Annotated in this window: 29 protein-coding genes; 23 read left to right on the top strand and 6 right to left on the bottom strand. The window is 39.0% G+C overall.

The genetic code is table 11. The annotated features are described in order from the left end of the window. The first annotated feature begins 16 nt into the window (after window positions 1-16). Genes QT16_RS15460 through hmpA form a run of 3 tightly spaced genes read left to right on the top strand, consistent with a single transcriptional unit; the run spans window position 17 to window position 2,720 of the window. Window positions 17-286: a hypothetical protein gene (locus tag QT16_RS15460; RefSeq protein WP_007584928.1), complete on the top strand. Its 270-nt coding sequence runs from the start codon at window positions 17-19 to the stop codon at window positions 284-286. Further along, window positions 286-1,518 carry an NnrS family protein gene (locus QT16_RS15455; RefSeq protein ID WP_039489153.1) on the top strand — a complete coding sequence of 411 codons (1,233 nt, stop codon included), beginning with the start codon at window positions 286-288 and terminating at the stop codon, window positions 1,516-1,518. Before QT16_RS15460 ends, QT16_RS15455 begins: the two co-directional genes overlap by 1 nt. Before the next feature lie 20 nt (window positions 1,519-1,538). Then, a complete protein-coding gene (gene hmpA / locus QT16_RS15450) occupies window positions 1,539-2,720 on the top strand; it encodes an NO-inducible flavohemoprotein (RefSeq protein ID WP_039489151.1) in 1,182 nt (393 codons plus the stop codon). A 71-nt stretch (window positions 2,721-2,791) separates the two neighbouring features. Here hmpA and QT16_RS15445 read toward each other — a convergent pair whose 3' ends face one another. From QT16_RS15445 to QT16_RS15435, 3 genes are all read right to left on the bottom strand, one after another. Continuing rightward, entirely contained in the window at window positions 2,792-3,163 is a 372-nt protein-coding gene (locus tag QT16_RS15445; RefSeq protein ID WP_039489149.1) for a hypothetical protein, read from the bottom strand. After that, window positions 3,163-4,770, bottom strand: a complete 1,608-nt coding sequence (locus tag QT16_RS15440) for a S41 family peptidase (RefSeq protein ID WP_039489147.1) — start codon at window positions 4,768-4,770, stop codon at window positions 3,163-3,165. Before QT16_RS15440 ends, QT16_RS15445 begins: the two co-directional genes overlap by 1 nt. A 100-nt stretch (window positions 4,771-4,870) precedes the next feature. After that, window positions 4,871-5,524, bottom strand: coding sequence for an endonuclease (locus QT16_RS15435; RefSeq protein ID WP_033020859.1), 654 nt, complete (start codon window positions 5,522-5,524; stop codon window positions 4,871-4,873). A gap of 231 nt (window positions 5,525-5,755) precedes the next feature. On the opposite strand from QT16_RS15435, the gene QT16_RS15430 reads away from it, so the two are divergent. Together QT16_RS15430 and QT16_RS15425 are read left to right on the top strand one after the other, a co-directional pair. Continuing rightward, window positions 5,756-6,724 (top strand): DnaJ C-terminal domain-containing protein, encoded by a 969-nt coding sequence (locus tag QT16_RS15430; protein ID WP_039489145.1) that lies wholly within the window; start codon window positions 5,756-5,758, stop codon window positions 6,722-6,724. After that, window positions 6,724-7,044: a chaperone modulator CbpM gene (locus QT16_RS15425; protein WP_024599636.1), complete on the top strand. Its 321-nt coding sequence runs from the start codon at window positions 6,724-6,726 to the stop codon at window positions 7,042-7,044. The genes QT16_RS15430 and QT16_RS15425 overlap by 1 nt, the downstream gene beginning before the upstream one ends. Before the next feature lie 62 nt (window positions 7,045-7,106). Here the strand turns inward: QT16_RS15425 and QT16_RS15420 are convergent, their stop codons facing one another. Beyond that, complete coding sequence (locus QT16_RS15420; RefSeq protein ID WP_039489142.1) at window positions 7,107-7,832, bottom strand: membrane protein; 726 nt, start codon at window positions 7,830-7,832, stop codon at window positions 7,107-7,109. A 313-nt stretch (window positions 7,833-8,145) separates the two neighbouring features. Between QT16_RS15420 and QT16_RS15415 the strand changes: the two genes are divergently transcribed. Beyond that, window positions 8,146-8,526, top strand: a complete 381-nt coding sequence (locus tag QT16_RS15415) for a hypothetical protein (RefSeq protein ID WP_024595094.1) — start codon at window positions 8,146-8,148, stop codon at window positions 8,524-8,526. On the opposite strand, the gene QT16_RS15410 is transcribed toward QT16_RS15415, so the two are convergent. Then, window positions 8,527-8,967: a PaaI family thioesterase gene (locus QT16_RS15410; protein ID WP_002959621.1), complete on the bottom strand. Its 441-nt coding sequence runs from the start codon at window positions 8,965-8,967 to the stop codon at window positions 8,527-8,529. It abuts the gene before it with no gap. 167 nt (window positions 8,968-9,134) lie between these two features. On the opposite strand from QT16_RS15410, the gene lexA reads away from it, so the two are divergent. The 5 genes from lexA (at window position 9,135) to QT16_RS15385 (ending at window position 14,411) form a co-directional block, all read left to right on the top strand. Then, entirely contained in the window at window positions 9,135-9,752 is a 618-nt protein-coding gene (gene lexA / locus QT16_RS15405) for a transcriptional repressor LexA (protein ID WP_024595093.1), read from the top strand. A 483-nt stretch (window positions 9,753-10,235) separates the two neighbouring features. Further along, window positions 10,236-11,378, top strand: a complete 1,143-nt coding sequence (coxB, locus tag QT16_RS15400; protein ID WP_039489140.1) for a cytochrome c oxidase subunit II — start codon at window positions 10,236-10,238, stop codon at window positions 11,376-11,378. Then, window positions 11,378-12,970 carry a cytochrome c oxidase subunit I gene (ctaD, locus tag QT16_RS15395; protein WP_002959615.1) on the top strand — a complete coding sequence of 531 codons (1,593 nt, stop codon included), beginning with the start codon at window positions 11,378-11,380 and terminating at the stop codon, window positions 12,968-12,970. The genes coxB and ctaD overlap by 1 nt, the downstream gene beginning before the upstream one ends. Beyond that, the gene (locus QT16_RS15390; RefSeq protein WP_002959612.1) at window positions 12,970-13,500 is read left to right on the top strand and encodes a cytochrome c oxidase assembly protein; all 531 of its coding nucleotides are present in this window, start codon (window positions 12,970-12,972) and stop codon (window positions 13,498-13,500) included. Before ctaD ends, QT16_RS15390 begins: the two co-directional genes overlap by 1 nt. A 35-nt stretch (window positions 13,501-13,535) precedes the next feature. Further along, window positions 13,536-14,411: a cytochrome c oxidase subunit 3 gene (locus QT16_RS15385; RefSeq protein WP_039489137.1), complete on the top strand. Its 876-nt coding sequence runs from the start codon at window positions 13,536-13,538 to the stop codon at window positions 14,409-14,411. Here QT16_RS15385 and QT16_RS21095 read toward each other — a convergent pair. Beyond that, complete coding sequence (locus QT16_RS21095; RefSeq protein ID WP_076915320.1) at window positions 14,314-14,622, bottom strand: DUF2909 family protein; 309 nt, start codon at window positions 14,620-14,622, stop codon at window positions 14,314-14,316. The two genes, QT16_RS15385 and QT16_RS21095, sit on opposite strands and share 98 nt — an antisense overlap. Window positions 14,623-14,636: 14 nt before the next feature. On the opposite strand from QT16_RS21095, the gene QT16_RS15380 reads away from it, so the two are divergent. The 12 genes from QT16_RS15380 to cheD all read left to right on the top strand — a co-directional run bounded on the left by QT16_RS15380 (window position 14,637) and on the right by cheD (window position 25,680). Beyond that, the gene (locus QT16_RS15380) at window positions 14,637-15,377 is read left to right on the top strand and encodes an SURF1 family protein (protein WP_039489136.1); all 741 of its coding nucleotides are present in this window, start codon (window positions 14,637-14,639) and stop codon (window positions 15,375-15,377) included. Beyond that, window positions 15,367-15,861, top strand: coding sequence for a hypothetical protein (locus QT16_RS15375; RefSeq protein WP_024595087.1), 495 nt, complete (start codon window positions 15,367-15,369; stop codon window positions 15,859-15,861). The genes QT16_RS15380 and QT16_RS15375 overlap by 11 nt, the downstream gene beginning before the upstream one ends. A gap of 28 nt (window positions 15,862-15,889) precedes the next feature. After that, complete coding sequence (locus tag QT16_RS15370) at window positions 15,890-16,879, top strand: COX15/CtaA family protein (RefSeq protein WP_007584952.1); 990 nt, start codon at window positions 15,890-15,892, stop codon at window positions 16,877-16,879. Window positions 16,880-16,891: 12 nt separating this feature from the next. Further along, window positions 16,892-17,821, top strand: coding sequence for a heme o synthase (gene cyoE, locus QT16_RS15365; RefSeq protein WP_039489134.1), 930 nt, complete (start codon window positions 16,892-16,894; stop codon window positions 17,819-17,821). Then, on the top strand, window positions 17,818-18,435 hold the full coding sequence (locus QT16_RS15360; RefSeq protein WP_039489132.1) for an SCO family protein: 618 nt from the start codon (window positions 17,818-17,820) through the stop codon (window positions 18,433-18,435). The genes cyoE and QT16_RS15360 overlap by 4 nt, the downstream gene beginning before the upstream one ends. A 151-nt stretch (window positions 18,436-18,586) precedes the next feature. After that, window positions 18,587-18,859 (top strand): STAS domain-containing protein, encoded by a 273-nt coding sequence (locus QT16_RS15355; protein ID WP_024594293.1) that lies wholly within the window; start codon window positions 18,587-18,589, stop codon window positions 18,857-18,859. An 8-nt stretch (window positions 18,860-18,867) separates the two neighbouring features. Next, window positions 18,868-19,230 (top strand): response regulator, encoded by a 363-nt coding sequence (locus tag QT16_RS15350; protein ID WP_002959593.1) that lies wholly within the window; start codon window positions 18,868-18,870, stop codon window positions 19,228-19,230. Between the two features lie 10 nt (window positions 19,231-19,240). Beyond that, window positions 19,241-21,331 carry a chemotaxis protein CheA gene (locus QT16_RS15345; RefSeq protein WP_039489128.1) on the top strand — a complete coding sequence of 697 codons (2,091 nt, stop codon included), beginning with the start codon at window positions 19,241-19,243 and terminating at the stop codon, window positions 21,329-21,331. Then, entirely contained in the window at window positions 21,328-21,813 is a 486-nt protein-coding gene (locus QT16_RS15340) for a chemotaxis protein CheW (protein ID WP_002959588.1), read from the top strand. The genes QT16_RS15345 and QT16_RS15340 overlap by 4 nt, the downstream gene beginning before the upstream one ends. A 45-nt stretch (window positions 21,814-21,858) precedes the next feature. Next, on the top strand, window positions 21,859-24,165 hold the full coding sequence (locus QT16_RS15335) for a methyl-accepting chemotaxis protein (RefSeq protein ID WP_039489127.1): 2,307 nt from the start codon (window positions 21,859-21,861) through the stop codon (window positions 24,163-24,165). 83 nt (window positions 24,166-24,248) lie between these two features. Next, window positions 24,249-25,073 carry a CheR family methyltransferase gene (locus QT16_RS15330; protein ID WP_033020851.1) on the top strand — a complete coding sequence of 275 codons (825 nt, stop codon included), beginning with the start codon at window positions 24,249-24,251 and terminating at the stop codon, window positions 25,071-25,073. Beyond that, window positions 25,063-25,680, top strand: a complete 618-nt coding sequence (cheD, locus tag QT16_RS15325) for a chemoreceptor glutamine deamidase CheD (protein WP_039489124.1) — start codon at window positions 25,063-25,065, stop codon at window positions 25,678-25,680. The genes QT16_RS15330 and cheD overlap by 11 nt, the downstream gene beginning before the upstream one ends. Window positions 25,681-25,688: the final 8 nt, after the last annotated feature.

Genomic DNA, 25,688 nt, shown 5'->3' with positions numbered 1-25,688 from the left:
AGTTACAGAGATCGCTATGAACACACTAATGCTGAATAATTTAAATAATCAAACACAGTTTAGTTCACTATACGAAACAGTATTATTTGCTGCCAATACTGCATTGGCTGTGAGTTTAGTGTGTATTACGGCAAGTATTTTAATTAGCTACCCGTTTGCTGAGTACTTTTCCATGGCGGTGCAAGTATCAGCTCATATTGGGACTATTGTTATTGCTGCTATTTTAAAAGTAAGTTACGTACTGCGCTGTGTTGCACAGCATGGTTTAGGGCAGGAGGTACGATAATGCGCCCTATAAACTTAACTGAGCCAATGCCAGCACGCGTTGCTATTCATCAAGTATCTCAATGGCCGTTATGGATGCTAGCTTTTAGGCCTTTCTTTTTAGGCGGTGGCTTATTGGCATTTTTGTCAGTGGGGTATTGGCTACTTATTTTAACAGGCCATGCAAGTTGGCACTTATCGATACCTGCGACATTATGGCACGCGCACGAAATGCTGTTTGGCTTTGCAGGAGTTGTAGCTGTTGGCTTTTTACTTACCGCAGCACAAACGTGGACAGGCGTGCCGAGCATAAGTGGCAAAGCTCTTATGTGGCTTACGTTTATATGGCTTGCAGCGCGCTTAGCATTTTTTGTAGTACTGCCAGATATTGCTCATTTTAATTTATATGCTGCACTTACATTACAAGTTATTTGGTGGTTAGGCGCCATAACCGCGTTGGCTAATATGTTATTAAAAGCCAATAGCAAAAGTAACTATCCGTTTTTAGCTATTTTAGCTGTGCTTTGTGGACTCAATGTATTGTATTTAATACTTGTTTTACAACAAAACATGCAGCTTGCACTTGGTGTGGTTGATACCGCAGTACTGGTAATTACTTTACTAGTTGGCATTGTTGCGGGCCGCGTTTTACCATTTTTTACCGCTAAAGGTCTAGGTTTAGCCGCACAAGTTCGCACTCCTAAAATAGATAAAGCGGTGATGTATTTATCTATTTTGGCTATCACTCTGTTTTTCATCAACAAGTTGTTTTTGAACACGATTAATCCTGCGTTAGTTGTTGCAACTGTTGCTGCGCTTCACCTGCTTAGGGCTGGTTGTTGGTGGGATAGCAAGGTATTGAGAGTGCCGTTGTTATGGTCTTTACATTTTTCTTACTTAGCGTTAGGCGTAGGGTTAATGATGGTTGCATTTAGCTTTTATAGCAGTGCAATACAATTTAAAGATGCGCTGCACTTAATCACTATTGGCACAATAGGTATGATGATTTTAGCAATGATGACGCGTGTATCACATGGTCATACAGGGCGGACACTCGCTATTCCCCATTACATGGCTGTTGCTTTTGCGTTTTTGCTTGTGGCCGCTATTACTCGTTCATTACTCCCTTTTATTATTGGGCCTCACCTTGCTTGGCAAATAAGTGCTTTGCTGTGGTTAGTGGCTTTTTCATTATTTTTAATTCACTGCACACCTATATTAACGCGGCGTCGTGTTGATGGGCGTCGTGGTTAGTTCATCCATAGGAAACACATATGTTATCTGATAAAACCATTGAGATTGTAAAAAGCACAGTTCCGTTATTAGCGCAGGCGGGTACGGTTGTTACCGATCATTTTTATAAGCGTTTATTTAGCCATAATCCTGAGCTTAAAAATATTTTTAATATGGCGAATCAAGATACAGGTCGTCAGCAATTTGCACTTTTTAATGCATTGGCTGCGTATGCACAAAATATTGATAATTTAGCCGTATTAAAAGAAGCGCTAACACGTATTAATCATAAGCATACCAGCTTGAATATTTTACCTGAGCATTACCCTATTGTAGGTGCACACTTAATTGGTACGCTTAAAGAGCTTCTTCCTGAGCAATTTACTCCCGATGTTGAATACGCTTGGCGCGAAGCTTACGGCGTACTTGCTGATATTTGTATAACCGAAGAAGCTGCTTTGTATGAGCACAGTAAAAATAAACACGGTGGTTGGGCGGGAACTCGCCAATTTGAAATAACCAACAAACAGGCTGAATCAGAACTAGTAACGAGTTTTACACTTACGCCAGTTGATGGCGAAGCTGTTATTACACATAAACCAGGGCAGTATTTAGGTATTAAAGTTAAGCCAGAGGGCGCTGAATATGAAGAAATTCGCCAGTATTCTATTTCACAAAAAAGTAACGCTAAAAACTACCGTATTAGTGTTAAAAAAGAGCTACAGCCAAAGCCTGGCATGGTGTCTAATCATTTACACTCATTAGAGCAAGGCACTATTGTTGAGCTATACCCGCCGGCAGGAGACTTCTTTTTACGTAATAATACAAGTCCAGCGGTACTCATTTCAGCAGGTGTTGGGCAAACGCCAATGCTGGCTATGCTTGAAACGTTATTAAGTGACAACTCTAATCAAGAGATTATGTATTTACATGCCTGCGAAAATACTCAGCAGCATTCGTTTTCAAAATATTTAAATGAGTTAAATGCAGTTTATAACCGCTTACAAACAATGACGTGGTTTAACCAAGCGACAGAGGGCGCTGACTTTACTGGGTTAATGAACCTAAACGCAGTACAAGCACAGCTACCATTGAGTAATGGTGACTTTTATATATGTGGTCCTGCCGGTTTTATGGCATTTATAAAAAACCAGTTACTTGAGTTAGGTGTTAAAAACGAGCAGATTCATTATGAAGTGTTTGGTCCGCATCAAGACTTGTAATAACGCTTTAAAATAGAAAAAGGCGCGCAGCGGTGTGCTGCGCGCCTTTTTATAAACGCTAATAAAGTGCCTTATAACTCTTTACAGGTCACACCTTCAAGTACTGTAGTAAGCTCTTTTTTAGGATAGTAAAGCTCGCATTGGTTATTACGTAGCTGCAAAATAAACTTTTCAGATTTTATATTATGCGCGCCCATAATTACTCTGCCATCAGACCCTTTACTCATTGCATGATCAATTAGCAGTTCGCTACGTTTAGTAAATACGGAATCGGAAAGTGTTACTAATGCGCCTCCCTTAGCTTGTTGAATTGCCTGTTGTAGTGTTGCAATAACGCTAGGATTAACGCTCGTTAATATAGCGGGTTTAGCGGGCTCACTATTTACACTTTGGCATCCTCCCAAAGCGAATAAGGTAGCTAATGGGAGTAATAATTTAGCCATTACCTTTCCTCACTCAGTGTTGGCCAAGTTAAGTCCATATTACGCTGGGTAAATTGCTCAGGCATATTTAAAGGAATGAGAGATTCACGAGAGCTTGAAAAATTAGCTGGCTCTGCTTTTGCAGCAGCCGTTCTAATTGGGCAATTGCCATTTTCAACATGAAATAATGCGGTGGCTAAAACGGCCTCGTCACTGTCGCCTAACTGATGATCAAAGTCGTCCTCAATTTCACAACCTTGAACATCAGCATCAAATTGTGGCGTAGGGGTTGGTGTAAAACCCGCAGCGTATTCGCCAAATCCTTTGCTATTTACGCCACTAAATTGAATAGTGTAATAGGTTGTTGCGCAGTTATGAGTTGGGGTAAAGCCATAGGGCTTACCGCAGGTTGTGTCGCCAATTAAAATAACTTCTGCGTCTATACCTTTTAAACCATTAATAAAAGCTTCTGATGCCGAACAGGTGCCTGATGTGCTTAATACATAAACCTTTGATAGGTTTAAATCAGGTAGGTTTTCACCTGTGCTAAAAAAAGTAGAGTAATCTATTTCTTCATCAATAAATGGAAAAGGTGAATCAACGGGTTGTTTATCGTTTTGTTGAGTTTGATAATAAAAGCGGTTGTTAACGTTGGCATTACCGGCAACCATATAAGCCAATTGTGCCGACAGTGCTAATAAACCACCACCGTTATATCTAAAGTCGATTACAAGCTCATCAATACCATCGGTTTTAAACTTATTTACCGCATCAATAAGCCCTTCTTGGGCAATGCTTATATGGCTATTAAATTGCATGTAACCCACGCTTAAACCATTTACGGTTGTAATCGTTTTAACATTTTGAACCGGTGTTTGTTCAATATTGCCGGCGGTTACATTAAATGTTTTTTCGGCGCCATCGTTACTGCGTACAACAATAGTATGTGAGTCGCCGTTAGTTGGGCTAAATAAGCCTTCGTTAAGCGTATCTACACCCGACTGTGTATTGGTATTAATGCTAACACCGTCAACTGAAAGTACAGTATCACCACGTTGAAAGCCTATTTGGCTTGCAGGTGAATCATCTTCAAGATAAGCGACGCGTAAAATACGGTCGGCTGTATCGCCAATAAACGCCCAATTTATACCGTAACCAGAAGTAACGCCCGATTGCGCTTCTTGAAAGTAATCTTCAGTAGGTTCTGAAAAATGAAAGTTATCTTTTTTTGCACCTGAGTCGGTAAGCTGCTCTGTTTTTAATTGGGCAAAATAATCTGCTACTGTGGCAAAGCTTTCAGGATCGTTATCGGCAATCTCATCATACCAAAGGTAGGTTTCGTCGCTCCAAGAGCGAAGCCAGAGTTTTTCGTAAAGGGCAGAACCTGCTTGATCTGGGTAAGGCTCGTTGTTATTAAAGGGATCATTACCCGTACGCGGGGTTTCGCAAAAGTTTTTTAAATCGTTAGAGGGTTCAAATACACCCGCAGTCCATGTTGGACTGCTACTAACAGGTGTTGTAACTACAGGGGCTGAGTCGATACCGCTACCGCCGCCGCCACAACCGGTCAAAGCAAAGCCCGCAAATGCAGTGAAAATGGCAAGCGAGGTTTTATTATTTTTAAACATAGGTAAGGGCTTTTTTGTAAATAAGTTGTTTAAAATATTACAACACTCGCTCGTTTATTCAACATTTATAACTTTGATTTATGTAAATGAGTGTTAAAGCTTAGAGCTTGCTCGCACTACTTGTATCTGCGAATGCTTGCTTTTGCCATGCATTAAATAACTTTTGCTGTTTATCAGAGATTTTTAAACCGTATGTTTTTTGCATGTAAGCGTAGGTGTCAGCTATACGTTTACGTGCATAGACAGGCGGTTCAACTACACGTTGCTTAAAGTTTACTTTTACTTCGCAGCGACCATACTGTGTGGCGTTTTCGCTAAGCATGCCAAAACGATAATTAGAGCGATCGGCATTAATTTCGCCAATAGCTGGCGCTAAGTTATTTATATCAGCTTCCATTTTTCTAAATTTAGCACTTACTTTACGGCAGTTTTTACGTCCGCCATCTTGCCAACATTGTAGCTGATGACCAAATTCCCACGCCGGAACAATATGTTCCCACTCAATGCGTAGTGCTCGCACATTTACTTTGCCTGAGCGGGTAAGTGTATTTCGAGGAATGTAACCACAGTTAGAAGGATCAGGAATGAGTTTTTTGCCTTCTTTTTTAATATCACAGCCGCAGTAAATGCTTTTGGCGTTGTCAGGTAGGGTTTTAATTAAATGTCTTTTAGCCGTTGAAAAACGGGTAAATTGTTCGGCTGATACCGAAACGCACACACAACAAGCCAATAAGGCCAGAATAAATCGAGTCATATCCATCACAAATGTGAACTACAGGAATAGGCAGTTTAAAGCCTTGAAGATAAAAGATAAAGTTAACTTAAGGCCTACGCTTATATTAATAAAAAGTGCCTGATTAATTTTTTACTCAAAGTTATTTTCACTATTCATTTATTTCTCACTATTTATCGTATTTTAACCACACAAGGTTACCCGTTAAGGAGTATGCTTAAAGCTTACTCAATATGAGGATTTGGATTGCAAATGAAATTTGTTGATTATTATGCAGTGCTTGGAATATCGCCTGATGCAGATGATAAAGCGGTTAAAGTAGCTTATAAAAAGTTAGCCAGAAAATATCACCCAGATGTAAGCAAAGAGCCTCAAGCAGAAGATAAGTTTAAAGAAATAGCAGAAGCTTACGAAGTCATCCATAACAAAGAAGAACGTGTAAAATACGACGAGTTACGTCGTCACCAACAAAATCGTGCTCGTCAACAGCAAGGCCATTATGGTGGTAACAATGCCTCTTCGCAAAGTAATTATCAGCAAAGCGATCCTCAAACCGACCAAGAGTTTTCTGACTTTATTAATTCAATGTTTGGCGGAGCTGGTGGATTCGATCGTTCCGGGCAGAGCAGAAGTAACGCCGCTCGCGCGCAAAAAGGACAAGATGTGGAAATAGAGTTCCCAATTTTTCTTGAAGAGACTTTAGTTGATACCGTGAAGCCTGTTGAGTTTATGTTACCGCAGCGAGACAGCAGTGGCCGTGTCACTGAAATTAAAAAATCACTTAAAGTGAAAATTCCTGCAGGCTCAGTAAATGGCGAACGAATTCGACTAAAAGGGCAAGGCGGATTAGGGTCAGCGAATGGGCAAAATGGCGACTTGTATTTACAAATTAGTTTAGTGCCTCACCCATTATTTGATGTTGAGGGTCATAACCTAAATATAGTTGTCCCTCTTGCACCATGGGAAGCGGCTCTTGGTACAAAGCTAAATTTACCTACGTTGACAGGTAATATCCAATTAACTATTCCTTCTAATAGTCAGTCTGGTCAACGCTTGCGTATTAAAGGTAAGGGATTAATGAGTAAAAAAGCTAAAGGTGACTTATTTGCTGTGCTTAAAATTGTTAATCCAACATCTGTTGATGATACCAGTAAAAAACTTTGGGAAGAATTAGCCGAAAAAGCTCACTTTAATCCCCGTAATAACTGGAGCAAGCCATAATGCAAATTATCGTGACACAAAAGGACGATTTACTTACTAGTAAAGAGCTATGTTTGAGTAGTGATATTAGCGAAGCAATTTTATATGAGCTAGTTGAGCATAATATTGCGGTTCCAATTGAGGGGGATCATGTTACGCAGTGGCAATTTACGGTATCTGCAGTGACCTTAGTTAAAAAAGCGGCCCGTATCCAACATGACTTTTCGTTAGATTGGTCGGCAATAGCTTTAGTTTTACAATTGCTGGATGAGCGTGATGAGTTGATTTTCGAAAACGAAATGTTAAAGCGACATTTGAGTCGATTTAAGCACTTGGAATAAAATAAGCCCTAGGCTTATTTACTCTTTGATAAGTGGGCGCTAGCTCTCAAAAACCAATATGACTACTTTGATTTATTCTTATTTTTAATTCGGATAAATCGTTTTAGTCGTATATTTTGTATAAGTAGTAATATTCCACTTAAACAAAAAAGTACGCTAGTTGCTGCAAAACTAATAAGCAGCGGATTATTAAAATCCTCTCGCTCATCGTAATCCATAATATGTAACATCCAAAAAAAGTCGAAAATTCGCCATAGTGTGCTGCGAACGGTGACAACTCTGCCGTTATTTTCTGACAAGTACAGTGTTGTGTTAAAAGTGTCGTCAAATTGGACCTGCCAAACATTGGTTTTATATCCAACTTCTCGCGTACCTTGCTTTAGCAGTACAGCGCTTGTCACTTGAGCATCAATAAGTAAGTGTGCTTTAGCATTTGCGGTAATTTGTATTTTAGTTGGCGGCTCAAAGGGCCGGCCTGTTATACCGTTAAAGCTTTGCTGTTCATCTTTATTTATTACTGTAATTATAGGTGTGGTTAAAAAGTTCTCAAAAATTATTTGTGTTGGATTAGCCACCTGAGAGGCAATATCGTCAAGGGAGGCAACATAATCAGCCTGCGTAAATGGGTTATTAAGAGTACGTGTTGCAAGATGCTCCCCATGAACTTTATCAAGAGGGATTGCACTCATAATTAAACCACCTAGTAACCATGCTAAAATTTGTAGTGCTAATAAATAACCTAACCATTTATGTAACTTGCGAGCATGTTTAAATATTTTTTTATTCATGTTTTAGTCTTATTATTTTTAGAGGCTAGTTTATTACATTAATGGGATAAGTTACTGCGACATTTTGTCGCAGTTTAAACTATAGCTTACTGTAATCATTTAAAAATAAAAAAGATTACACTTAAATCCCTAACATGACTTATCTGTTTAATTGAGCTGGATGTTTGATATCCAGCTAGCTTTAAATGCTAAAAAATACTTAAAAGCTGCGAAATATCCATATAAAGTGGTTAATAGAGCATAGTTGATTTGGTATAACGGTAAAACTGCGTTAAAGTTTGCAATGAAATTATTAGAGGATAAATACGAAACGATGTCGGAAATTCAATTTTTAAATGTAGATCTTGAGCTTGAATCAAAGCAAGATATTAGTTTGCTAGTGGCAGACTTGAAAAAAGTCGCGACGATTTTACATTATGACAAAGACGAATACCGTCAATTAGCGCGTATTGAAGCTACAGGTGAGGTGAGCACACCTGATAAAGCCATAAACCATATATGTGAGCTTATTGAATCGTGTTCGCGTAACGCGCTAAAGCAATGGTTAAGCTGTTCACGTAGAACGTTTGATATTGGTTTTGAATCAGGGACTTCTCCTAAGTGCTTTAATCAAGCCTTAGATGCAGATACATTATTGCGTATATCTGCGATTGGTGCGGGTATGGAAATTACCATTTACCCAATCGAAAAGTAACTATCTTCGCTCTACGACTGCTGCGGTCATTTTTGATACGCAGCACAGCTCATTGCGGCTATTTGTAATTTTTATTTCCCACACTGAACTACGTTTGCCAATATGAAATGCTCTAGCCGTTGCTGTTAAAGTGCCGTTGCGAGATGCTTTTAAATGACTTGCGCTAATTTCCTGCCCTACACAGTAAAATTTAGTAAAATCGACAACAAAGTTAGCGGCATAGCTGGCAACTGTTTCGGCAAGTACAACGTTAGCACCGCCGTGAACCATGCCCATTGGGTTATGATGCTCAGGAATTGCCGGCATTGTGGCAACCAAATAATCATCGCCAATTTCTGTGACTTCTATACCCATAGTTTTCATTAATGTTCCTTGGCCATTAACGCCTTGCTCTAACTGCTTGCACAGCTCTAAGGTGATGGGCTGGTACCAAATACTCATAATGTCTCCTTTGCATTTTTAATCATTTATAAACTTAGCTTTAGTTATATCCTTGAAATGTACACAAGTGAAATTACTTTAGCTATTTTAAGGCTTAATTTAAATTTGCGATTTTTATTTAACTGTATATACTCACAGTTAAATGTACTGTATGGAAAACCAGTTGTATGCGACCATTAACGAACCGCCAAGCTCAAATACTCGAACTAATTAAAGTTTTTATTAAAGACACTGGTATGCCCCCTACACGTGCTGAAATAGCGCAAACATTAGGTTTTAAAAGTGCCAATGCTGCTGAAGAACATTTAAAAGCACTTGCTAAAAAAGGCGCAATTAAAATGAAACCAGGTGCAAGCCGTGGTATTCAATTAATTGAAGAAGAAGAGCCAGAACAATTAGGTTTACCGCTTATAGGGCGTGTTGCTGCTGGTTCACCTATTTTGGCGCAAGAGCACGTTGAAAGTCACTGCAAAATCGATCCATTAATGTTTAAACCAGCTGCAGATTTTTTACTACGCGTTAACGGTATGAGCATGAAAGATATTGGTATTATGGATGGTGATTTACTTGCTGTACATCGTACTCAAACCGCTGAAAACGGACAAGTTGTTGTTGCCCGCCTAGACGAAGACGTAACTGTAAAACGTCTTGAGAAAGCGGGTCGTAAAGTATTACTTCATGCTGAAAACGACGATTTTGACTCTATTGAAGTAGATCTTGAGAATGAGTCTTTTAATATTGAAGGCTTAGCCGTTGGCGTTATAAGAAACGCTGATTGGATGTGACTTTAAAAATAGCTTTTAAACAAGCAGTTTTATAAATGCGTACTAATTAGTACGCATTTTTGTTTTAAAATTTGTACTAAAAATAGGGCGTAAACAGCCCACTGACTATTTAAGCTGTAAACTTTTTTGCACTTATATTTTCCCCCTCCGAATGCGTTAAACCCCTTTGTTTTGCTCATATTTTGAACTTCCTGTCGTCCAGTTGATTACCGATTTTTTATTAATTATTCAATATCACCTGATTGTTTTTTATACTAAAACTTGCTTGTTGTTCGTTTTTTAGCTAATTGTTAATGTGCTGAGCTAATAATAACTCACAGCTTTTTAGTTTTGAGAACACACAATATACACAAACCCGTTGTTGGCGCAGCAAAACCAATCAATATTAAATGAGATTGGCTAAAAAAATAAAAATAACGAATTGGCGTTTAAGCCGTATGCCTCTTCGCTTTGCATTCGCAATAGCATCAAAGGAGCCGTCACATGGGTAAACTGACCTCTACCTTGTGGCTTATATTATGTGTTTTTTCGCACCCAGTTTTGGCTAACAGCCAATACAATATGCGCAAAGGCGTAACCGATATAAGCAATAATGTATATCAGCTGCACATGACCATATTTATAATATGTTGTGTGATTGGGGTGATAGTGTTCGCAATTATGTTTTGGGCACTTATTCATCACCGTAAATCTAAAGGGGCTGTACCTGCCCAATTTCACGAAAGCACTAAAGTAGAAATACTTTGGACTGCAATTCCGTTTGTTATTTTAATTGCTATGGCAGTACCAGCCACTAAAACCCTTATTGCAATGGAAGATGCCAGCAAAGCTGATCTCACTATTAAAATTACGGGTTCGCAATGGAAATGGCATTATGAATATATGGGCGAAGATGTAGAGTTCTACTCTATTTTATCTACCCCGCAAGATGAAATAGCGAATCTTGCAGATAAAAACCCTAACTACTTACTTGAGGTTGATAAGCCTCTTGTACTGCCAATAAATCAAAAAGTACGATTTTTAATGACTTCTGATGATGTTATTCACTCTTGGTGGGTACCTGATTTTGCAGTTAAAAAAGATGCGAACCCCGGCTTTATAAATGAAACATGGACGAACATAAACGAAGAAGGTACTTACCGAGGCCAATGTGCTGAGTTGTGTGGTAAAGACCATGGCTTTATGCCCGTTGTGGTGGTCGCTAAATCTGAAGCTGATTTTAAAACATGGCTTGCAGATGCAAAGCAGGCTAAACAAAAAGCAGCATTAGCAGATGCCGCATTACTTGATAAAACCCTCCCAAAAGAAGAGTTAATGACTTTAGGCGAACAAGTATATATGGCTAATTGTGCTGCATGTCATCAACCTACTGGCATGGGGTTACCGGGCGTATTTCCTGCACTTAAAGGCAGCCCGATAGTGCTTGGCGATATAAAAGATCACATTGATGTAGTTATCCATGGACGACCCGGTACGGCAATGCAAGCTTTTGCCAAGCAGTTATCTATAAAGCAATTAGCTGCGGTTATTACTTATAAACGTAATGCGTGGGGTAATGATACGGGTGATGTTATTCAACCGAGTCAAATACAGACAGCACTTGATGCCAAAGTGGAGGCGAACTAATGAGTAGCATAGTAGAACAACCTAACGCCAATGAAGCTCATCATGCTCATCACCCAGCTAAAGGTTTTAAACGCTGGCTTTACACAACTAATCATAAAGATATAGGTAGTTTATATTTAATTTTTTCGCTGACCATGTTCTTAATTGGTGGCGCAATGGCTATGGTGATCAGGGCTGAATTATTTCAACCAGGTTTACAGTTGGTCGATCCTCACTTTTTTAATCAAATGACCACAGTGCATGGTTTAATTATGGTGTTTGGTGCGGTTATGCCGGCCTTTACAGGCCTTGCTAACTGGATGATACCACTCATGATTGGCGCGCCAGATATGGCATTGCCAAGAATGAATAACTGGAGCTTTTGGATTTTACCGTTTGCGTTTTTAATCCTATTGGCATCGTTATTTATGCCTGGTGGGGGTCCTGCATTTGGTTGGACTTTTTATGCACCACTGTCCACAACATACAGTAATGATAATACTGCATTGTTTGTATTTGCCGTACATATTATGGGAATTAGCTCGATAATGGGCGCAATCAATGTGATTGTAACCATAGTGAACTTACGTGCCCCCGGCATGACATGGATGAAGTTGCCCTTATTTGTATGGACGTGGTTAATTACTGCCTTTTTATTAATAGCCGTAATGCCAGTGCTTGCAGGGGCTGTCACTATGGTACTTACCGATAAGTATTTTGCGACCAGCTTTTTTGATGCCGCAGGCGGTGGCGACCCGGTGATGTTCCAACACATTTTTTGGTTTTTTGGTCACCCTGAAGTATACATAATGATTCTTCCTGCCTTTGGCATTATATCGACCATAGTGCCTACCTTTTCTCGTAAAAAACTTTTTGGTTATGCATCAATGGTCTACGCCACATCCTCAATTGCGCTACTTAGCTTTATTGTTTGGGCGCATCATATGTTTACCACTGGGATGCCGGTCGCTGGCGAGTTGTTTTTTATGTACGCGACCATGCTTATATCGGTACCTACAGGAGTAAAAGTATTTAATTGGGTTGCCACAATGTGGAAAGGCTCAATAACTTTTGAAGTGCCAATGCTTTTTAGTATTGCGTTTATTGTGCTGTTTACCTTGGGTGGTTTTTCGGGATTGATGCTGGCAATTACACCTGCTGACTTTCAATATCACGATACTTATTTTGTAGTGGCGCACTTTCATTATGTATTAGTAACAGGGGCTGTATTTTCGATAATGGCGGGGGCCTATTACTGGCTGCCCAAGTGGACGGGCAATATGTTTAATATCACATTGGCTAAATGGCATTTTTGGCTATCACTGGTGAGCGTGAACGTACTGTTTTTTCCTATGCATTTTGTAGGGCTTGCTGGTATGCCGCGTCGAATTCCCGATTACGCTCTTCAATTTGCCGACTTTAACGCAATCATAAGTATTGGTGGGTTTGCCTTTGGTTTATCGCAATTGTTGTTTGTAGCTGTGGTAATTAAATGCGCGCGTGGCGGTGATAAAGTGCCTGCAAAAGTATGGGAAGGAGCAGAAGGGCTTGAGTGGGAAGTTGACTCTCCAGCGCCATATCATACTTTTTCTACGCCGCCGGTAATTAAGTAATGACACACGCACCGCTACTCAAACGTTTGGTACTTATTTGCATAGGCATGTTTGCCTTTGCCTTTGCTTTAGTACCTTTGTATGACGTGTTTTGTGATGTAACAGGGCTTAATGGAAAGCCTTCGCTTGAGCAAGCAGAGCAAAGTACACAAATAGTACAAAACCGAGAAGTCGGCGTTAGCTTTACTACTCACGCACAAAGTGGTGCACCGTTTGAAGTTAAATCAAAAGAATACAGTGTAGTGGTAAAACCCGGTGCAATGCGTGAGGTAATGTTTAGCGCTAAAAATAACAGCAATCTGGATAAAGTAATGCAGGCTGTACCATCAGTCTCACCAGGTAAAGCGGCAAAGTATTTACATAAAATAGCTTGTTTTTGCTTTGATCAGCAACCTCTAAAAGCAGGGGAAGAACTTGAATTTAAATTACTTTTTTATGTTGATACCGCATTGCCAAGCGACATTGAAGAATTAACTTTATCTTATACCGTATTTGATATTAGTGAACAGCTGGTGGCAAGTAATAACTAGCTTTTTAAACTAGCGTGAAACTAGGAGTAAATAAAATGAATCAAGAATATGAGCATTATTACGTACCTGAGCAAAGTCCGTGGCCTATTGTAGGTGCTGTTGCATTGTTTTTTATTGCAGTAGGGGCAGGCTTAACAGTTATGAGTGTAGGTAAAGAAAGTGGTAGCGGGGTTTATCTGCTTTATGCCGGTATTGCTGTACTTGTGTATATGTTGTTTAGCTGGTTTAAAAATGTAATTAGTGAGTCGGACCAAGGTTTGTACTCAGCACAAATGGATCGCTCTTTTAGACAAGGTATGAGCTGGTTTATTTTTTCTGAAGTTATGTTTTTTATGGCCTTTTTTGGTGCGCTTTTTTATGCACGCGTATTGTCGGTACCTTGGCTTGGAGGTGCAGGCAATAATGCAATGACTAACGAGGTATTATGGCCTACTTTTGAAGCCGTTTGGCCGCTAGTTTCAACACCTGCTGGCGAAACTACTCAAGCTATGGGCTGGCAAGGCTTACCACTTATAAATACCTTAATACTGCTTACCTCCTCAGTTACTTTACATTTTGCCCACGTAGCGATGGAAAACAATAAACGCACTCCACTTAAGGTTTTTTTAGGCGCTACTATTTTATTGGGCGTTTGCTTTTTAGGGCTACAAGTTGAGGAGTACATGCATGCATATAATGACCTTAATCTAACGCTAGATGCGGGCATTTACGGTAATACGTTTTTTTTATTGACTGGTTTTCATGGCATGCATGTAACGCTAGGAACCGTACTTTTATTTGTAATATTTTTACGGATATTAAAAGGGCACTTTACTAAAGATAAGCACTTTGCTTTTCAAGCAGCTGCTTGGTATTGGCACTTTGTTGATGTGGTGTGGCTGTGTTTGTTTGTATTTGTATATGTGCTGTAGCGTTTATTGGCGAATTATTTGCTTTAATAAAACCAAGTTTAAGCGCTGCAATAACAACAACTAAAACAACGACCGAAAACAATACGCGACGACCTAAAAAGTGAGACATAGGTCGTCCCCCTGTTTTCCCTGACACCATAATAAACAATGCTCTAAATAAGTTAAAAAGTATAAATATTAACAACAGTACGATAATAATTTTAATAATCACTGAGTTGACCCTTTATGCAGTTAGTTTTATGGCACAAACAAAAGCTTAGCTCACTAATCACACTTTGTATGGTTGTGGTTGTTGTACTTGTGTGTGTGCGATTAGGGTTTTGGCAGTTGGAGCGAGGTGAGCAAAAGCAGCAACAACTAACCGCTATTGCTAAGCAACAGACTCGTGGTGTGATGAGCTGGTCTCAATTACTTAACCTGCCTGATAGCTGGAACAAAACTGGTGTATTGGTTGAGTTAAAAGGGCGGTTTGTACAAAACCAATATTGGCTTTTAGATAATCAAGTTTATAACGGACAAGTAGGGTACGACCTACTTGCTTTACTAAAGCCAGATAGCGAAGAAAAAGTGATTTTAGTTAATTTAGGATGGGTAAAAGCGCCTATATCTAGAGATGCACTGCCAAAGGTTACTCTGCCTAGAGGTGTTTTTATTCTTAAAGCGCAAATAAAAGAAAATAACTTAAGTAGCTTCACGCTTGAAGATAAAACGACAAATAACGACTTACCTACAAGAATCCAATCTATCGACTTGAATATGCTGAGCACCCAAAGCCAGCAATCATTAATTAATTTTATGGCTTACAGACAAGGTACTGGTGATGAGATTGCAACACCTCATTATGAGGCCGTTGTTATGAGCCCTCAAAAGCATAATGCCTACGCTGTGCAATGGTTTTTAATTGCTATTGCATGTGCTGTTGTGGCTATTTTTGCGAGTAAAAAAAGGACACACAATGAAAAATAATCCCCTTTTGTTGTTTGTGGGTTGCTGCGCTATCCCATTAATTTTGGCATATGGCGCATTAAAGTTTGATTGGTTGCCTACTGCAATTACTAATAATGGCGAGTTTTTAAGCCAAGAAATAAAACTTAAAAATTGGCCGCAAAATAATCCCAAACAATGGACTATCGCACTTAATTATTCAAACGAATGTAACACCCCATGCAGCGAACAGCTCAATGCACTTAATAACTTATATGTGGCACTTGGTAAAAACCAAGGCAAGGTTGATATGGCTGTAATGGGAAGCCCCGACAATAAAAATCTACCATGGAAAATTATTACCGAGCAACAGAGTTTAAATCCTGCAAGTTTATATTTAATTGATCATATGGGGTTAGTGGTACTTGAATATCCTTTTAAGGTCGAGCCACAAGAAAACCGTTTAGTACAAAAAGGGTTATTAAAAGATCTAAAAAAATTACTTAACTATTCTCGTTCTAGCTAATTAAGTTGAGCTTAAGTTGGAGTATCTGATGTATAAAAATTATAAAAACTTAGTATTAATAACAGGATTACTCGCTTTGATTGTAGTTGCTTTAGGTGCGTACACCCGCTTAAGTGATGCAGGATTAGGGTGCCCCGATTGGCCTGGTTGTTATGGCTTTTTAACGGTACCTAAGCATGAGGCTGACATAGCCTTAGCAACTCAAAGCTACCCCGATATGATGTTCGAAACCGCAAAAGCGTGGAAAGAAATGATTCATCGCTACTTTGCAGGTGCTTTAGGCTTACTTATTTTAGGTTTATTTGTGTTGGCTTTTTTAAAACGCCAATATCCAACTACGCCAGTTAAATTGCCTTTGGCTTTACTTCTACTCGTGGTATTTCAGGCTGCCCTTGGTATGTGGACAGTAACCATGAACCTTCAGCCGCTTATTGTAATGGGCCACTTATTAGGTGGCTTTAGTATTTTGTCACTTATAACGCTTTTATATTTACGGCTAACCGCAAAACCTATTATGGGTGGCGATAGCGGCGCAAAACGCTATTTTGGTTTAAGTTTAGTAGCGCTCAGTGTATTAATTATCCAAATTGCACTTGGTGGTTGGCTGGCTGCAAATTACGCCGCTCCTCATTGTAGTGGTTTGCCATTGTGTAATTATGCACAACCGTTTTCATTGAGTAGCGTATTTCAATTACCACTTGAGCACAGTAATTATGAGTTTGGTGTGTTATCGCAGCAAGCGCGTATGTCTATTCATTTATTACACCGCATTTGGGCACTGGTTACTTGCATCGTTCTGGCGCTAATTATGTGGAAAATATACAGCCAAGCGTACTCTAAAAAAATTAAAAATTGCGTGGTGAGTGTATTACTTGTTCTGCTTTGCCAAATTAGCTTAGGGCTTATTTTAGTACATTGGCATATTCCGTTGGGAGTTGCATTGGCGCATAACTTGATGGCTGCCATACTATTATTAAGCATGGTTAGGTTGTGTTATTACCTAAAATCACGCACATAAAGGGGAAATATAATGGCACTTATAATTGATAAAAAAATACTGCTACCCGTTAATACTCAATCGCTAATTTCGCGTACTCATAATTTGCTGCAAGACTACTTAGCAATTAGTAAATTTAAAGTGGTAGCCATGCTGGTACTAACAGCTTGGGTTGGTTTAGCGCTGGCTCCTGATGTAGGGCGAGGTATGGCTGTACAGTTTATTAGCTTGTTAGGTATAGGGCTACTTTCTGCTGCTGCAGCGGTTATTAATCATGTGGTTGATAGTGAGATAGACTCAAAAATGGCAAGGACTCGTCATCGTCCTGTGGCTAAAGGGCGTTTAAGTAAAATACATGCGCTTAGTTTTGCAGCTGTTATTGGGGTTGCGGGTTTTATTATGCTAATGGTGTGGGCTAATACCTTAACCGCTATATTAACGTTATTTGCATTGGTAGGTTATGCATTTGTTTATACATCATTTTTAAAGCGTGCTACACCGCAAAATATTGTTATAGGTGGGTTGGCTGGCGCAATGCCTCCATTATTAGGTTGGGTGTCAGAAACAAACCAAATGGCAGCAGCCCCTTGGTTACTTGTAATGATAATATTTACCTGGACTCCGCCACACTTTTGGGCGCTGGCTATAGCACGAAAAAGTGATTACGAACGCGCTAAAATCCCTATGTTACCAGTAACCCATGGAATCGACTTTTGTAAAACGTGCGTCGTTGCCTACTCTGTTTTACTCGCTGTAGTTTGCGTATTACCTTATTTAATTGGTATGTCTGGATTAATATATTTAATAGGTGCGTGTGTATTAAATGCAGTGTTTATATATAAAGCCGCCAAATTAAAAATTGCTGGAAATGATGAGACTGCAATGGACTTATTTCGTTTTTCGATTATTCATTTAATGGTACTCTTTGTAATCTTATTTATAGATAAATGGCTCCCTTTATGAAGCAGTTATGGCTTGGATTAATTGTTGTTTTTGTTTTGTTTTTATCAGCATGTTCAAATGAAAATAGTCCACCAGATGTAGATGCATTAGTTTACGAAAATGCAAAGCCACTGTCTGATTTTACGCTAAACGATCAGCGCGGCGAATTAGTGACTAAGCAACAATTTTTAGGACAGTGGAATTTAGTATTTTTAGGCTACACAAGCTGTCCAGATATTTGTCCATTAACACTTGCTAAGTTAAATGCTGTTTATAAAAACTTACAAGCAGATTATCCGCTGCAAATTTGGTTTTTATCGGTTGATCCAAAACGCGATACACCAGCTAAACGAAAGCAATATATAGATTACTTTAATCCTGACTTTTTAGCTGTATCAGGGGAGCATAAACACCTTTTTCCTGTTGTTAGAGAGCTTGGTTTAATTTACGCGATTAGCGATAGTAGTGAATCAGAATATGCAGTTGATCATAGTGCTTCGGTCGCTATGGTTGATCAAAATGGAGCGGTTAGAGCTATTTTTAAACCAGAATTTAAACAAGGTAGTGTGCCATTAATTAATGCGACGACTTTAACGAAAGAGTTTAAAAAAATAGCCGATTACTACAAAGACTAGCTTTTACTTTTTACCAATTTGAAAGGAGCTTTAGGCTCCTTTTTTTGTTTTTTAACGACGATTTAAATTTAATTAAGCATTTTATGGCAATTTTAATAACTAGGGCTAAGCTTTTGTTATGAATTGAATTGACAGGGAATGCACCTACTAAATGCTAAAACTTCCGAGCGAACTTGCTATTACGCAAGTTGAAACACTACATCAAGATTTACTGCACGAACTCAATAGCAACGATGATATCTGTCTTGATATTAACGATGTGATTTCTGCTGATACTGCCTCAATTCAACTTTTATGCGCCTTACAAAAACACCTACTTACCATACAGCACAAAATCATTTGGGTAGGCAGTAGCAAGGCCTTAACACATACAATCAATAAACTTGGCTTAAGCCAATACTTAACAACCGAAAGTAAAAGTTAGGGGTATATATGAAAAGAATTTTAGCGGTTGATGACTCAGCATCGATGCGTCAAATGGTGAGCTTTACATTAAAAACCGCAGGGTTTGATGTAACCGAAGCTAAAGATGGCAGTGAAGCTCTCGCTATTGCCAAGCAGCAAGACTTTGATGCCGTGATCTCAGATGTAAACATGCCAATAATGGATGGAATTACATTAATACGAGAGCTGCGTACTTTGCCTAGTTATAAATTTACACCATTACTGATGCTTACAACTGAGTCGGGATTAGAAAAAAAAGTAGAAGGTAAAGCTGCTGGGGCAACAGGCTGGATTGTTAAACCATTTAATCCCGATCAGCTACTAGCGGTAATTAAAAAAGTTATTCGCTAAGGAGCGCAGTGTGAGTATAGATTTAAGTCAATTTTTTGAAGTTTTCTTTGAAGAGAGTTTTGAAGGCCTAGATACCATGGAGGCTGAGCTATTAAACTTAGTGCCAGGTGAGGAAGATTTAGAAACTATCAACACTATTTTTAGAGCTGCTCACTCAATAAAAGGAGGCAGTGGGACATTTGGTTTTAGCTCCGTTGCTGACTTTACTCATGTACTTGAAACATTACTCGATCAAATTCGCCAAGGTGAACGAGAGCTTAGTACCGAGCATGTTAATTTATTACTCAAAGCTGTGGATTGCTTACGCGCTTTACTTGCTGCACTTCAAGGTGAACAAGAGCCAGATTTAACCGAAGCAGATTTGTTAAAAGTACAATTTGAACATGTACTTGGAATGAAAAATGAAACACATGAGAATAAACCTCAAAGCTGTGAAGAGCAAACAAGTAGTAATACCTATCAAATAGACTTTAAACCTCATCATCATTTATTTAAAACAGGAAACGAGCCACTGTATATGATCAGTGAGCTTGAAGAGCTAGGTGAGTTAGAAACCACAGTATTTTACGATGAAGTTCCAGAAATCACAGATTTGAGCAGTGATGAATGCTTTTTACATTGGCGCTTTTTTTTAAGCACTAGCCATGATGAAAAAGCCATAAAAGAAGTGTTTGAATGGGTTGAAGACGATGCCGATATAAAAGTTGAATTATGTGGCGGCTTATTTGGCAATGATGAGCCAATTCCACCTAATCAAGATGAGATACCTAAAGCTGTTGAGCTTGAAGAACCCGATTCAATAAAAGTAGCTGAGTTACCAAGTAAGCCACAGCAACCCGTTGCTAATAAAGATAAAAAACCTGCAAGTACACCAGAGTCTACCTCCATTCGCGTTGGCATTGATAAAGTTGATTCGTTAATAAATATGGTAGGTGAACTTGTTATTACACAAGCCATGCTAAATCAACTCAGCGAACAAGAAATCACACCAGCCACAATCACTTTACTACAAGAAGGCTTAGCACAACTTGCACATAATACGCGTGATTTACAAGAAAATGTGATGCGTATTCGTATGCTCCCAATTAATTTTGTATTTAGTCGTTTTCCTCGATTAGTGCGAGATATAGCGCAAAAGCTAAATAAGCAGGTTGAGCTAAAGCTGATCGGAGAGCAAACCGAGCTTGATAAAACAGTAATGGAAAAAATATCTGACCCTATGGTGCATTTAGTAAGGAACTCACTTGATCATGGGTTAGAGACTGTTGAGCAAAGACTGGCGGCAGGTAAAGATCCCGTTGGCACAGTAACCTTAAATGCATTTCATCAGGGTGGAAACATCGTTATTGAAATAATGGATGATGGACAAGGGTTAAATACAAAAAAAATAAAAGAAAAAGCCATCGCTAACGAATTAATCTCAGCTGATAACCATCTCAGTGACGATGAAATAAATGAGCTTATTTTTATGCCGGGCTTTTCGACAATGGATGAGGTAAGTGACTTATCTGGACGTGGAGTTGGGATGGATGTTGTTAAGCGAAATATCCAATCATTAAATGGCTCAGTGGAAGTAACCTCAGCGCCCGGTGTTGGTTCTACGTTTACTATTAGATTACCCCTTACTCTCGCTATTTTAGATGGGCAATTAGTTAAGGTGGCTCAGCATACTTATATTATTCCGCTCATTTCTATTGTGGAGTCACTGCAAATTGATATTGCAAAAGTGAGTCGAGTGGGTAAAAGCCTTGATGTATTGAGGCTTCGAGACGAATACATTCCTATATTAAGACTCTACGATATTTTTAATCATAAAAATGCCATTGAATCACTCGATAAAACGCTGCTTGTTGTTGTAGAAACAGATAACCAAAAGGTGGGTTTATTAGTTGATGATTTACTGTCTCAACAGCAGGTTGTTATTAAAAGTTTAGAGGCAAACTACCATAAAGTGGATGGCATATCGGGTGCTACCATTTTAGGAGATGGACGTGTATCGCTGATTGTGGACATTAGCGGCTTAATAAAGCTCTCAGGCTTAAAGAAGCCAGGTAGCCAAGAACTAACTATTGAAACGCAAGCCACTTTGGAGGCGTTATGAGCTCAGATCAAAGCCAGTTAAGTAACCAATTAAATCTTCAGCAACAGCAAGGTGTAAAACAGTTTTTAACTTTTATTATGGCTGATGAAGAATATGGCGTTGATATTTTAACAGTACAAGAAATTCGCAGTTGGGAAGAAATTACAGTACTGCCCAATGCACCAGAATTTGTAAAAGGCGTTATTAATTTACGCGGAACAATAGTGCCAATTATTGATTTACGGTTGCGCTTTGGATTACCAAGTGTCGACTATGGACCATTAACGGTGGTTATCGTTGTCAAAATAGAATTTGAACTAGGTAGTAAAATTATAGGTGTTGCTGTTGATGCCGTCTCTGATGTTTACAGTATTGCGGAGCAAGATGCGAAAGCGGTTCCTAGTTTGTCTGAATCGAGTAATTGTGAATATGTAGCTGGGTTGGTGAATGTTGGTGAAAAAATGGTAGCGCTAATTGACCTGCAAAAAACAATGAATATTTAGCAAATAGAAACTAAATGAATAATAAACTTAAAGGTGGTGATGAGCATGGGATGGTTTAGTAATCCAAAGCAGTCAAAATCAAGTAATGATTTAATTGTAGACGCATTGAATAAATCATTAGCGGTGATTGAGTTTGAACCTAACGGAAAAATAATTACTGCAAATATGAATTTTCTAAACGCGATGGGCTATCGTCTTGAGGAGGTTCAAGGCCAGCATCACTCGATGTTTGTTGACCCAGATGAAGCTCAGGGCAACGATTATAAAAACTTTTGGCAACGCCTGCGTAATGGCGAGTTTATCTCAGATGAGTTTAAGCGTAATGCAAAAGGTGGAGCTGAGGTATGGATCCAAGCAACTTATAACCCAATTGTTGATGAGCAAGGGCAGGTATTAAAAGTAGTTAAGTTTGCCACCGACGTGACTGAGCAAAAGTTAATAGCAGCAGAAGCTTCAGGGCAAATTAGTGCTATAAGTAAATCTCAAGCGGTTATCGAATTTAATTTAGATGGCACTATTATTGATGCCAATGATAACTTTTTAAATGCGCTTGGCTATCAACTTAGCGAGATTAAAGGCCAGCACCATAGGCTTTTTATTGATCCCGAACATGCAAATAGTATCGAATATAAAGAATTTTGGGCCAAACTAGGTCGCGGTGAATTTGATTCAGGGGAATATTTAAGAATAGGAAAGCAGGGTCAGGAGGTCTGGATTCAAGCATCTTATAATCCAATTTATGATATGAACGGCAAGCCGTTTAAAGTGATTAAATATGCATCTGATATTACTGAACAAAAAGAGCTTGAAAAAGCATCTCGTAAAGCAGCCGATTTAGCAAATGCGCTTAAAGTTTGCCAAGCAAACGTAATGATTGCTGATGAAAACCTTAAAATAGTATTTGTGAACGACCGTGTTCAGCAAATGCTAAAAGTCCGCGAAAAAGAATTACAAACCGTATTGCCGAGCTTTTCTGTTGATAATTTAATTGGCACCTGTGTTGATGATTTTCATAAGCACCCTAATCATCAACGTGATTTATTAAAAAACCTAGATAAGCCCTATAAAGCCGAGCTACTGTTAGCAGGTGTCACTTTTACCTTGATTGCTTCACCTTGGATCAGTCAAGACGGAAAGCATTTAGGCACCATTGTTGAGTGGGAAGATAGAACCAATGAAGTTGCGCTTGAAAAAGAAATCGCTGAGCTCATTGGTGCTGCAGGTAATGGCGAATTAGATACAAGAGTAGCGGAAGATGGGAAGGAAGGGTTCTTTTTACGTTTGGCTCAAGGATTAAATAGCTTAGTTAAAATAGTTGATGATGCCGTTGCCGACACTGGCAATATGCTCGATGCGATGGCAAGTGGTGATTTATCAAAACGTATTGAAAAAGAATACAAAGGTTCATTTGATAAGCTTAAACGCGACGCAAATGCAACGGCAGATAAATTAACAGAAGTGATTAATCGCATAAATTCATCGGCAACGTTAGTAGCCAGTGGTGCAGAAGAAATTTCTCAAGGTAATGCAGATTTAAGTCAACGTACAGAAGAGCAAGCATCGTCACTTGAAGAAACCGCTTCAAGTATGGAGGAAATGACCAGTACCGTTCGTCAAAATGCTGATAACGCAAAAGTAGCGAACGATCTAGCAGAAGAAACCTGTGAAAAAGCAATTCAAGGTGGTGAAGTTGTTAATAGAGCTGTTACGAGCATGTCGGCAATTAATGAGTCGAGCAAAAAAATTGCAGATATTATCGGTGTAATAGACGAAATCGCGTTTCAAACGAACTTATTAGCGCTTAATGCCGCAGTGGAGGCAGCAAGAGCGGGTGAGCAAGGTCGAGGCTTTGCAGTTGTTGCAGGTGAGGTTCGTAACTTAGCGCAGCGCTCTGCGGGCGCAGCGAAAGAAATTAAAGAGTTAATACGAGATAGTGTAGGCAAAGTAGCTGATGGCTCTCAATTAGTTAATGAGTCGGGCGCTACACTTAAAGAGATTGTTGTGTCAGTGCAAAGAGTGACGCAAATGATTTCTGATATTACAGAGGCATCTGAAGAGCAAAGTGCAGGTATTGAACAAGTTAATAAAGCTATTTCTCAAATGGACGAAATGACGCAACAAAATGCCGCTCTAGTAGAGCAAGCCTCTGCTGCTGGTGAGTCTATGGCTGAGCAAGCTAATGAGATGCGCCGATTACTTAACTTTTTCTCAGTAGATCAGCAAGAGATGACAATGATGTCATCAACTATGCGAACCCCTGAACTATCTCATAAGCCGCAAAGTCGTTTTGTGAGTAATAAGCCCAGGGGCGATAACTTTGTAGACTCAGCTGATGAGTGGGAAGAGTTTTAATATTTAGCCTTTTTATGCCTCGTCTAATAAATAGTTACAGCGAGGCACTACTTGTTAGCGTTAGGTTTAATTGAGAGCGAACAATGAAAGAGTTTTTGTGTACCGACCGCGACTTTAAGGAAATTGCCAGTTTAGTTTACAGCGCATGTGGAATTGTATTGGGGGATCATAAGCGAGAGATGGTTTATTCACGCTTAGCAAGACGTATTAGGGAGCGTAAATTAACTGATTTTAAAGCTTACTTAGAGTACCTGAATAGTCATAAAGATCAGGAATTTGATGCCTTTATTAATGCGATAACAACGAACTTAACGTCTTTTTTTCGTGAAATACATCACTTTGAATTTATAAAATCTGAGCTTGTTCCTGCTCTTTTAAAGGCAAATAAAAACAGTAAGCGAGTAAGAATCTGGTCTGCAGGATGCTCCACAGGGGAAGAGCCTTACAGTTTGGCGATGACTTTAAATAACGCATTTCCGAGCAATTGGGATGTAAAAATACTAGCAACCGATTTAGATTCTAATGTATTGGCAAAAGCACAAAAAGGTATTTACACCGCGGCGAATGTTAATGGCTTAGATGACGTGCAACTTAAGCGTTGGTTTTTAAAAAGTAAAGACGGTGAAAATTATAAAGTTAGAGATAAACTAAAAGAGTCTATTTCTTTCAAGCGTTTAAACTTATTGCAAGACTGGCCAATGAAAGGATCATTTGATCTTATTTTATGTCGTAATGTTGTTATTTACTTTGATAAAGAAACAAAAGATCAGCTTTTTAAGCGCTACGCTAATATATTAAATGAACAAGGTTATTTGTTTTTAGGTCACTCAGAAAGTATGGGTAAAGAGCATTCACAATTCAAAAATTTAGGGAAAACTATGTACCAAAAGGGACAAAATGCACGCTGAGTTTAGGCCGGTATTACCTAACTTTGAACACATTAAACGATATTGGGATTCGGGCCGAGGTAGCGTTGTAGCTAAAGTACTTCCGGGTGAGTTTTATGTTTCTAAAAATAATGAACTGATCTCTACAGTTCTGGGTTCGTGTATTGCGGCTTGTGTATACGATGAAGTACTTGGTATTGGCGGGATGAATCACTTTATGTTACCAATTCAAAAGGGAGTAGAACTTAAAAATGCGCATAGTTTAAGTTGTCGCTACGGTAATTGGGCTATGGAGTATCTTATAAACGAAGTTTTAAAAAATGGCGCGTCTCGGTGTAACCTAAAAGTAAAACTTTTTGGCGGGGGGAAAATTATTAGTGCGATGACTGATATAGGGTTGGGTAATATTAGTTTTGCAGCAGCGTATATTAAAGAAGAGGCATTAAATCTAGTTGCCCATGATATGGGGGGGCCGTGGCCGCGAAAAATATTTTTTCACCCGAATACCGGTAAAGTTCACATGAAAAAACTTAAAAACCTACATAATAATACGATTGAAAAACGCGAAGTTCGTTACTTACAAAATCTTAAAAAGCAAGAAGTAGTAACCGATATAGAGCTGTTTTAGGAGTATGC

This window comes from Pseudoalteromonas distincta, assembly GCF_000814675.1.
Lineage (GTDB): Bacteria > Pseudomonadota > Gammaproteobacteria > Enterobacterales > Alteromonadaceae > Pseudoalteromonas > Pseudoalteromonas distincta.
The sequence above is the reverse complement of the archived record's forward strand: the minus strand, read 5'-3'. Positions and strand labels throughout refer to the sequence as shown.

What these genes read in the sequence shown, in the direction of transcription:
- QT16_RS15460 (WP_007584928.1), top strand. Translation starts at nt 17, where the DNA reads ATGAACACACTAATGCTGAATAATTTAAATAATCAAACACAGTTTAGT.
- QT16_RS15455 (WP_039489153.1), top strand. Translation starts at nt 286, where the DNA reads ATGCGCCCTATAAACTTAACTGAGCCAATGCCAGCACGCGTTGCTATT.
- hmpA (WP_039489151.1), top strand. Translation starts at nt 1,539, where the DNA reads ATGTTATCTGATAAAACCATTGAGATTGTAAAAAGCACAGTTCCGTTA.
- QT16_RS15445 (WP_039489149.1), bottom strand. Translation starts at nt 3,163, where the DNA reads ATGGCTAAATTATTACTCCCATTAGCTACCTTATTCGCTTTGGGAGGA.
- QT16_RS15440 (WP_039489147.1), bottom strand. Translation starts at nt 4,770, where the DNA reads ATGTTTAAAAATAATAAAACCTCGCTTGCCATTTTCACTGCATTTGCG.
- QT16_RS15435 (WP_033020859.1), bottom strand. Translation starts at nt 5,524, where the DNA reads ATGACTCGATTTATTCTGGCCTTATTGGCTTGTTGTGTGTGCGTTTCG.
- QT16_RS15430 (WP_039489145.1), top strand. Translation starts at nt 5,756, where the DNA reads ATGAAATTTGTTGATTATTATGCAGTGCTTGGAATATCGCCTGATGCA.
- QT16_RS15425 (WP_024599636.1), top strand. Translation starts at nt 6,724, where the DNA reads ATGCAAATTATCGTGACACAAAAGGACGATTTACTTACTAGTAAAGAG.
- QT16_RS15420 (WP_039489142.1), bottom strand. Translation starts at nt 7,832, where the DNA reads ATGAATAAAAAAATATTTAAACATGCTCGCAAGTTACATAAATGGTTA.
- QT16_RS15415 (WP_024595094.1), top strand. Translation starts at nt 8,146, where the DNA reads ATGTCGGAAATTCAATTTTTAAATGTAGATCTTGAGCTTGAATCAAAG.
- QT16_RS15410 (WP_002959621.1), bottom strand. Translation starts at nt 8,967, where the DNA reads ATGAGTATTTGGTACCAGCCCATCACCTTAGAGCTGTGCAAGCAGTTA.
- lexA (WP_024595093.1), top strand. Translation starts at nt 9,135, where the DNA reads ATGCGACCATTAACGAACCGCCAAGCTCAAATACTCGAACTAATTAAA.
- coxB (WP_039489140.1), top strand. Translation starts at nt 10,236, where the DNA reads ATGGGTAAACTGACCTCTACCTTGTGGCTTATATTATGTGTTTTTTCG.
- ctaD (WP_002959615.1), top strand. Translation starts at nt 11,378, where the DNA reads ATGAGTAGCATAGTAGAACAACCTAACGCCAATGAAGCTCATCATGCT.
- QT16_RS15390 (WP_002959612.1), top strand. Translation starts at nt 12,970, where the DNA reads ATGACACACGCACCGCTACTCAAACGTTTGGTACTTATTTGCATAGGC.
- QT16_RS15385 (WP_039489137.1), top strand. Translation starts at nt 13,536, where the DNA reads ATGAATCAAGAATATGAGCATTATTACGTACCTGAGCAAAGTCCGTGG.
- QT16_RS15380 (WP_039489136.1), top strand. Translation starts at nt 14,637, where the DNA reads ATGCAGTTAGTTTTATGGCACAAACAAAAGCTTAGCTCACTAATCACA.
- QT16_RS15375 (WP_024595087.1), top strand. Translation starts at nt 15,367, where the DNA reads ATGAAAAATAATCCCCTTTTGTTGTTTGTGGGTTGCTGCGCTATCCCA.
- QT16_RS15370 (WP_007584952.1), top strand. Translation starts at nt 15,890, where the DNA reads ATGTATAAAAATTATAAAAACTTAGTATTAATAACAGGATTACTCGCT.
- cyoE (WP_039489134.1), top strand. Translation starts at nt 16,892, where the DNA reads ATGGCACTTATAATTGATAAAAAAATACTGCTACCCGTTAATACTCAA.
- QT16_RS15360 (WP_039489132.1), top strand. Translation starts at nt 17,818, where the DNA reads ATGAAGCAGTTATGGCTTGGATTAATTGTTGTTTTTGTTTTGTTTTTA.
- QT16_RS15355 (WP_024594293.1), top strand. Translation starts at nt 18,587, where the DNA reads ATGCTAAAACTTCCGAGCGAACTTGCTATTACGCAAGTTGAAACACTA.
- QT16_RS15350 (WP_002959593.1), top strand. Translation starts at nt 18,868, where the DNA reads ATGAAAAGAATTTTAGCGGTTGATGACTCAGCATCGATGCGTCAAATG.
- QT16_RS15340 (WP_002959588.1), top strand. Translation starts at nt 21,328, where the DNA reads ATGAGCTCAGATCAAAGCCAGTTAAGTAACCAATTAAATCTTCAGCAA.
- QT16_RS15335 (WP_039489127.1), top strand. Translation starts at nt 21,859, where the DNA reads ATGGGATGGTTTAGTAATCCAAAGCAGTCAAAATCAAGTAATGATTTA.
- QT16_RS15330 (WP_033020851.1), top strand. Translation starts at nt 24,249, where the DNA reads ATGAAAGAGTTTTTGTGTACCGACCGCGACTTTAAGGAAATTGCCAGT.
- cheD (WP_039489124.1), top strand. Translation starts at nt 25,063, where the DNA reads ATGCACGCTGAGTTTAGGCCGGTATTACCTAACTTTGAACACATTAAA.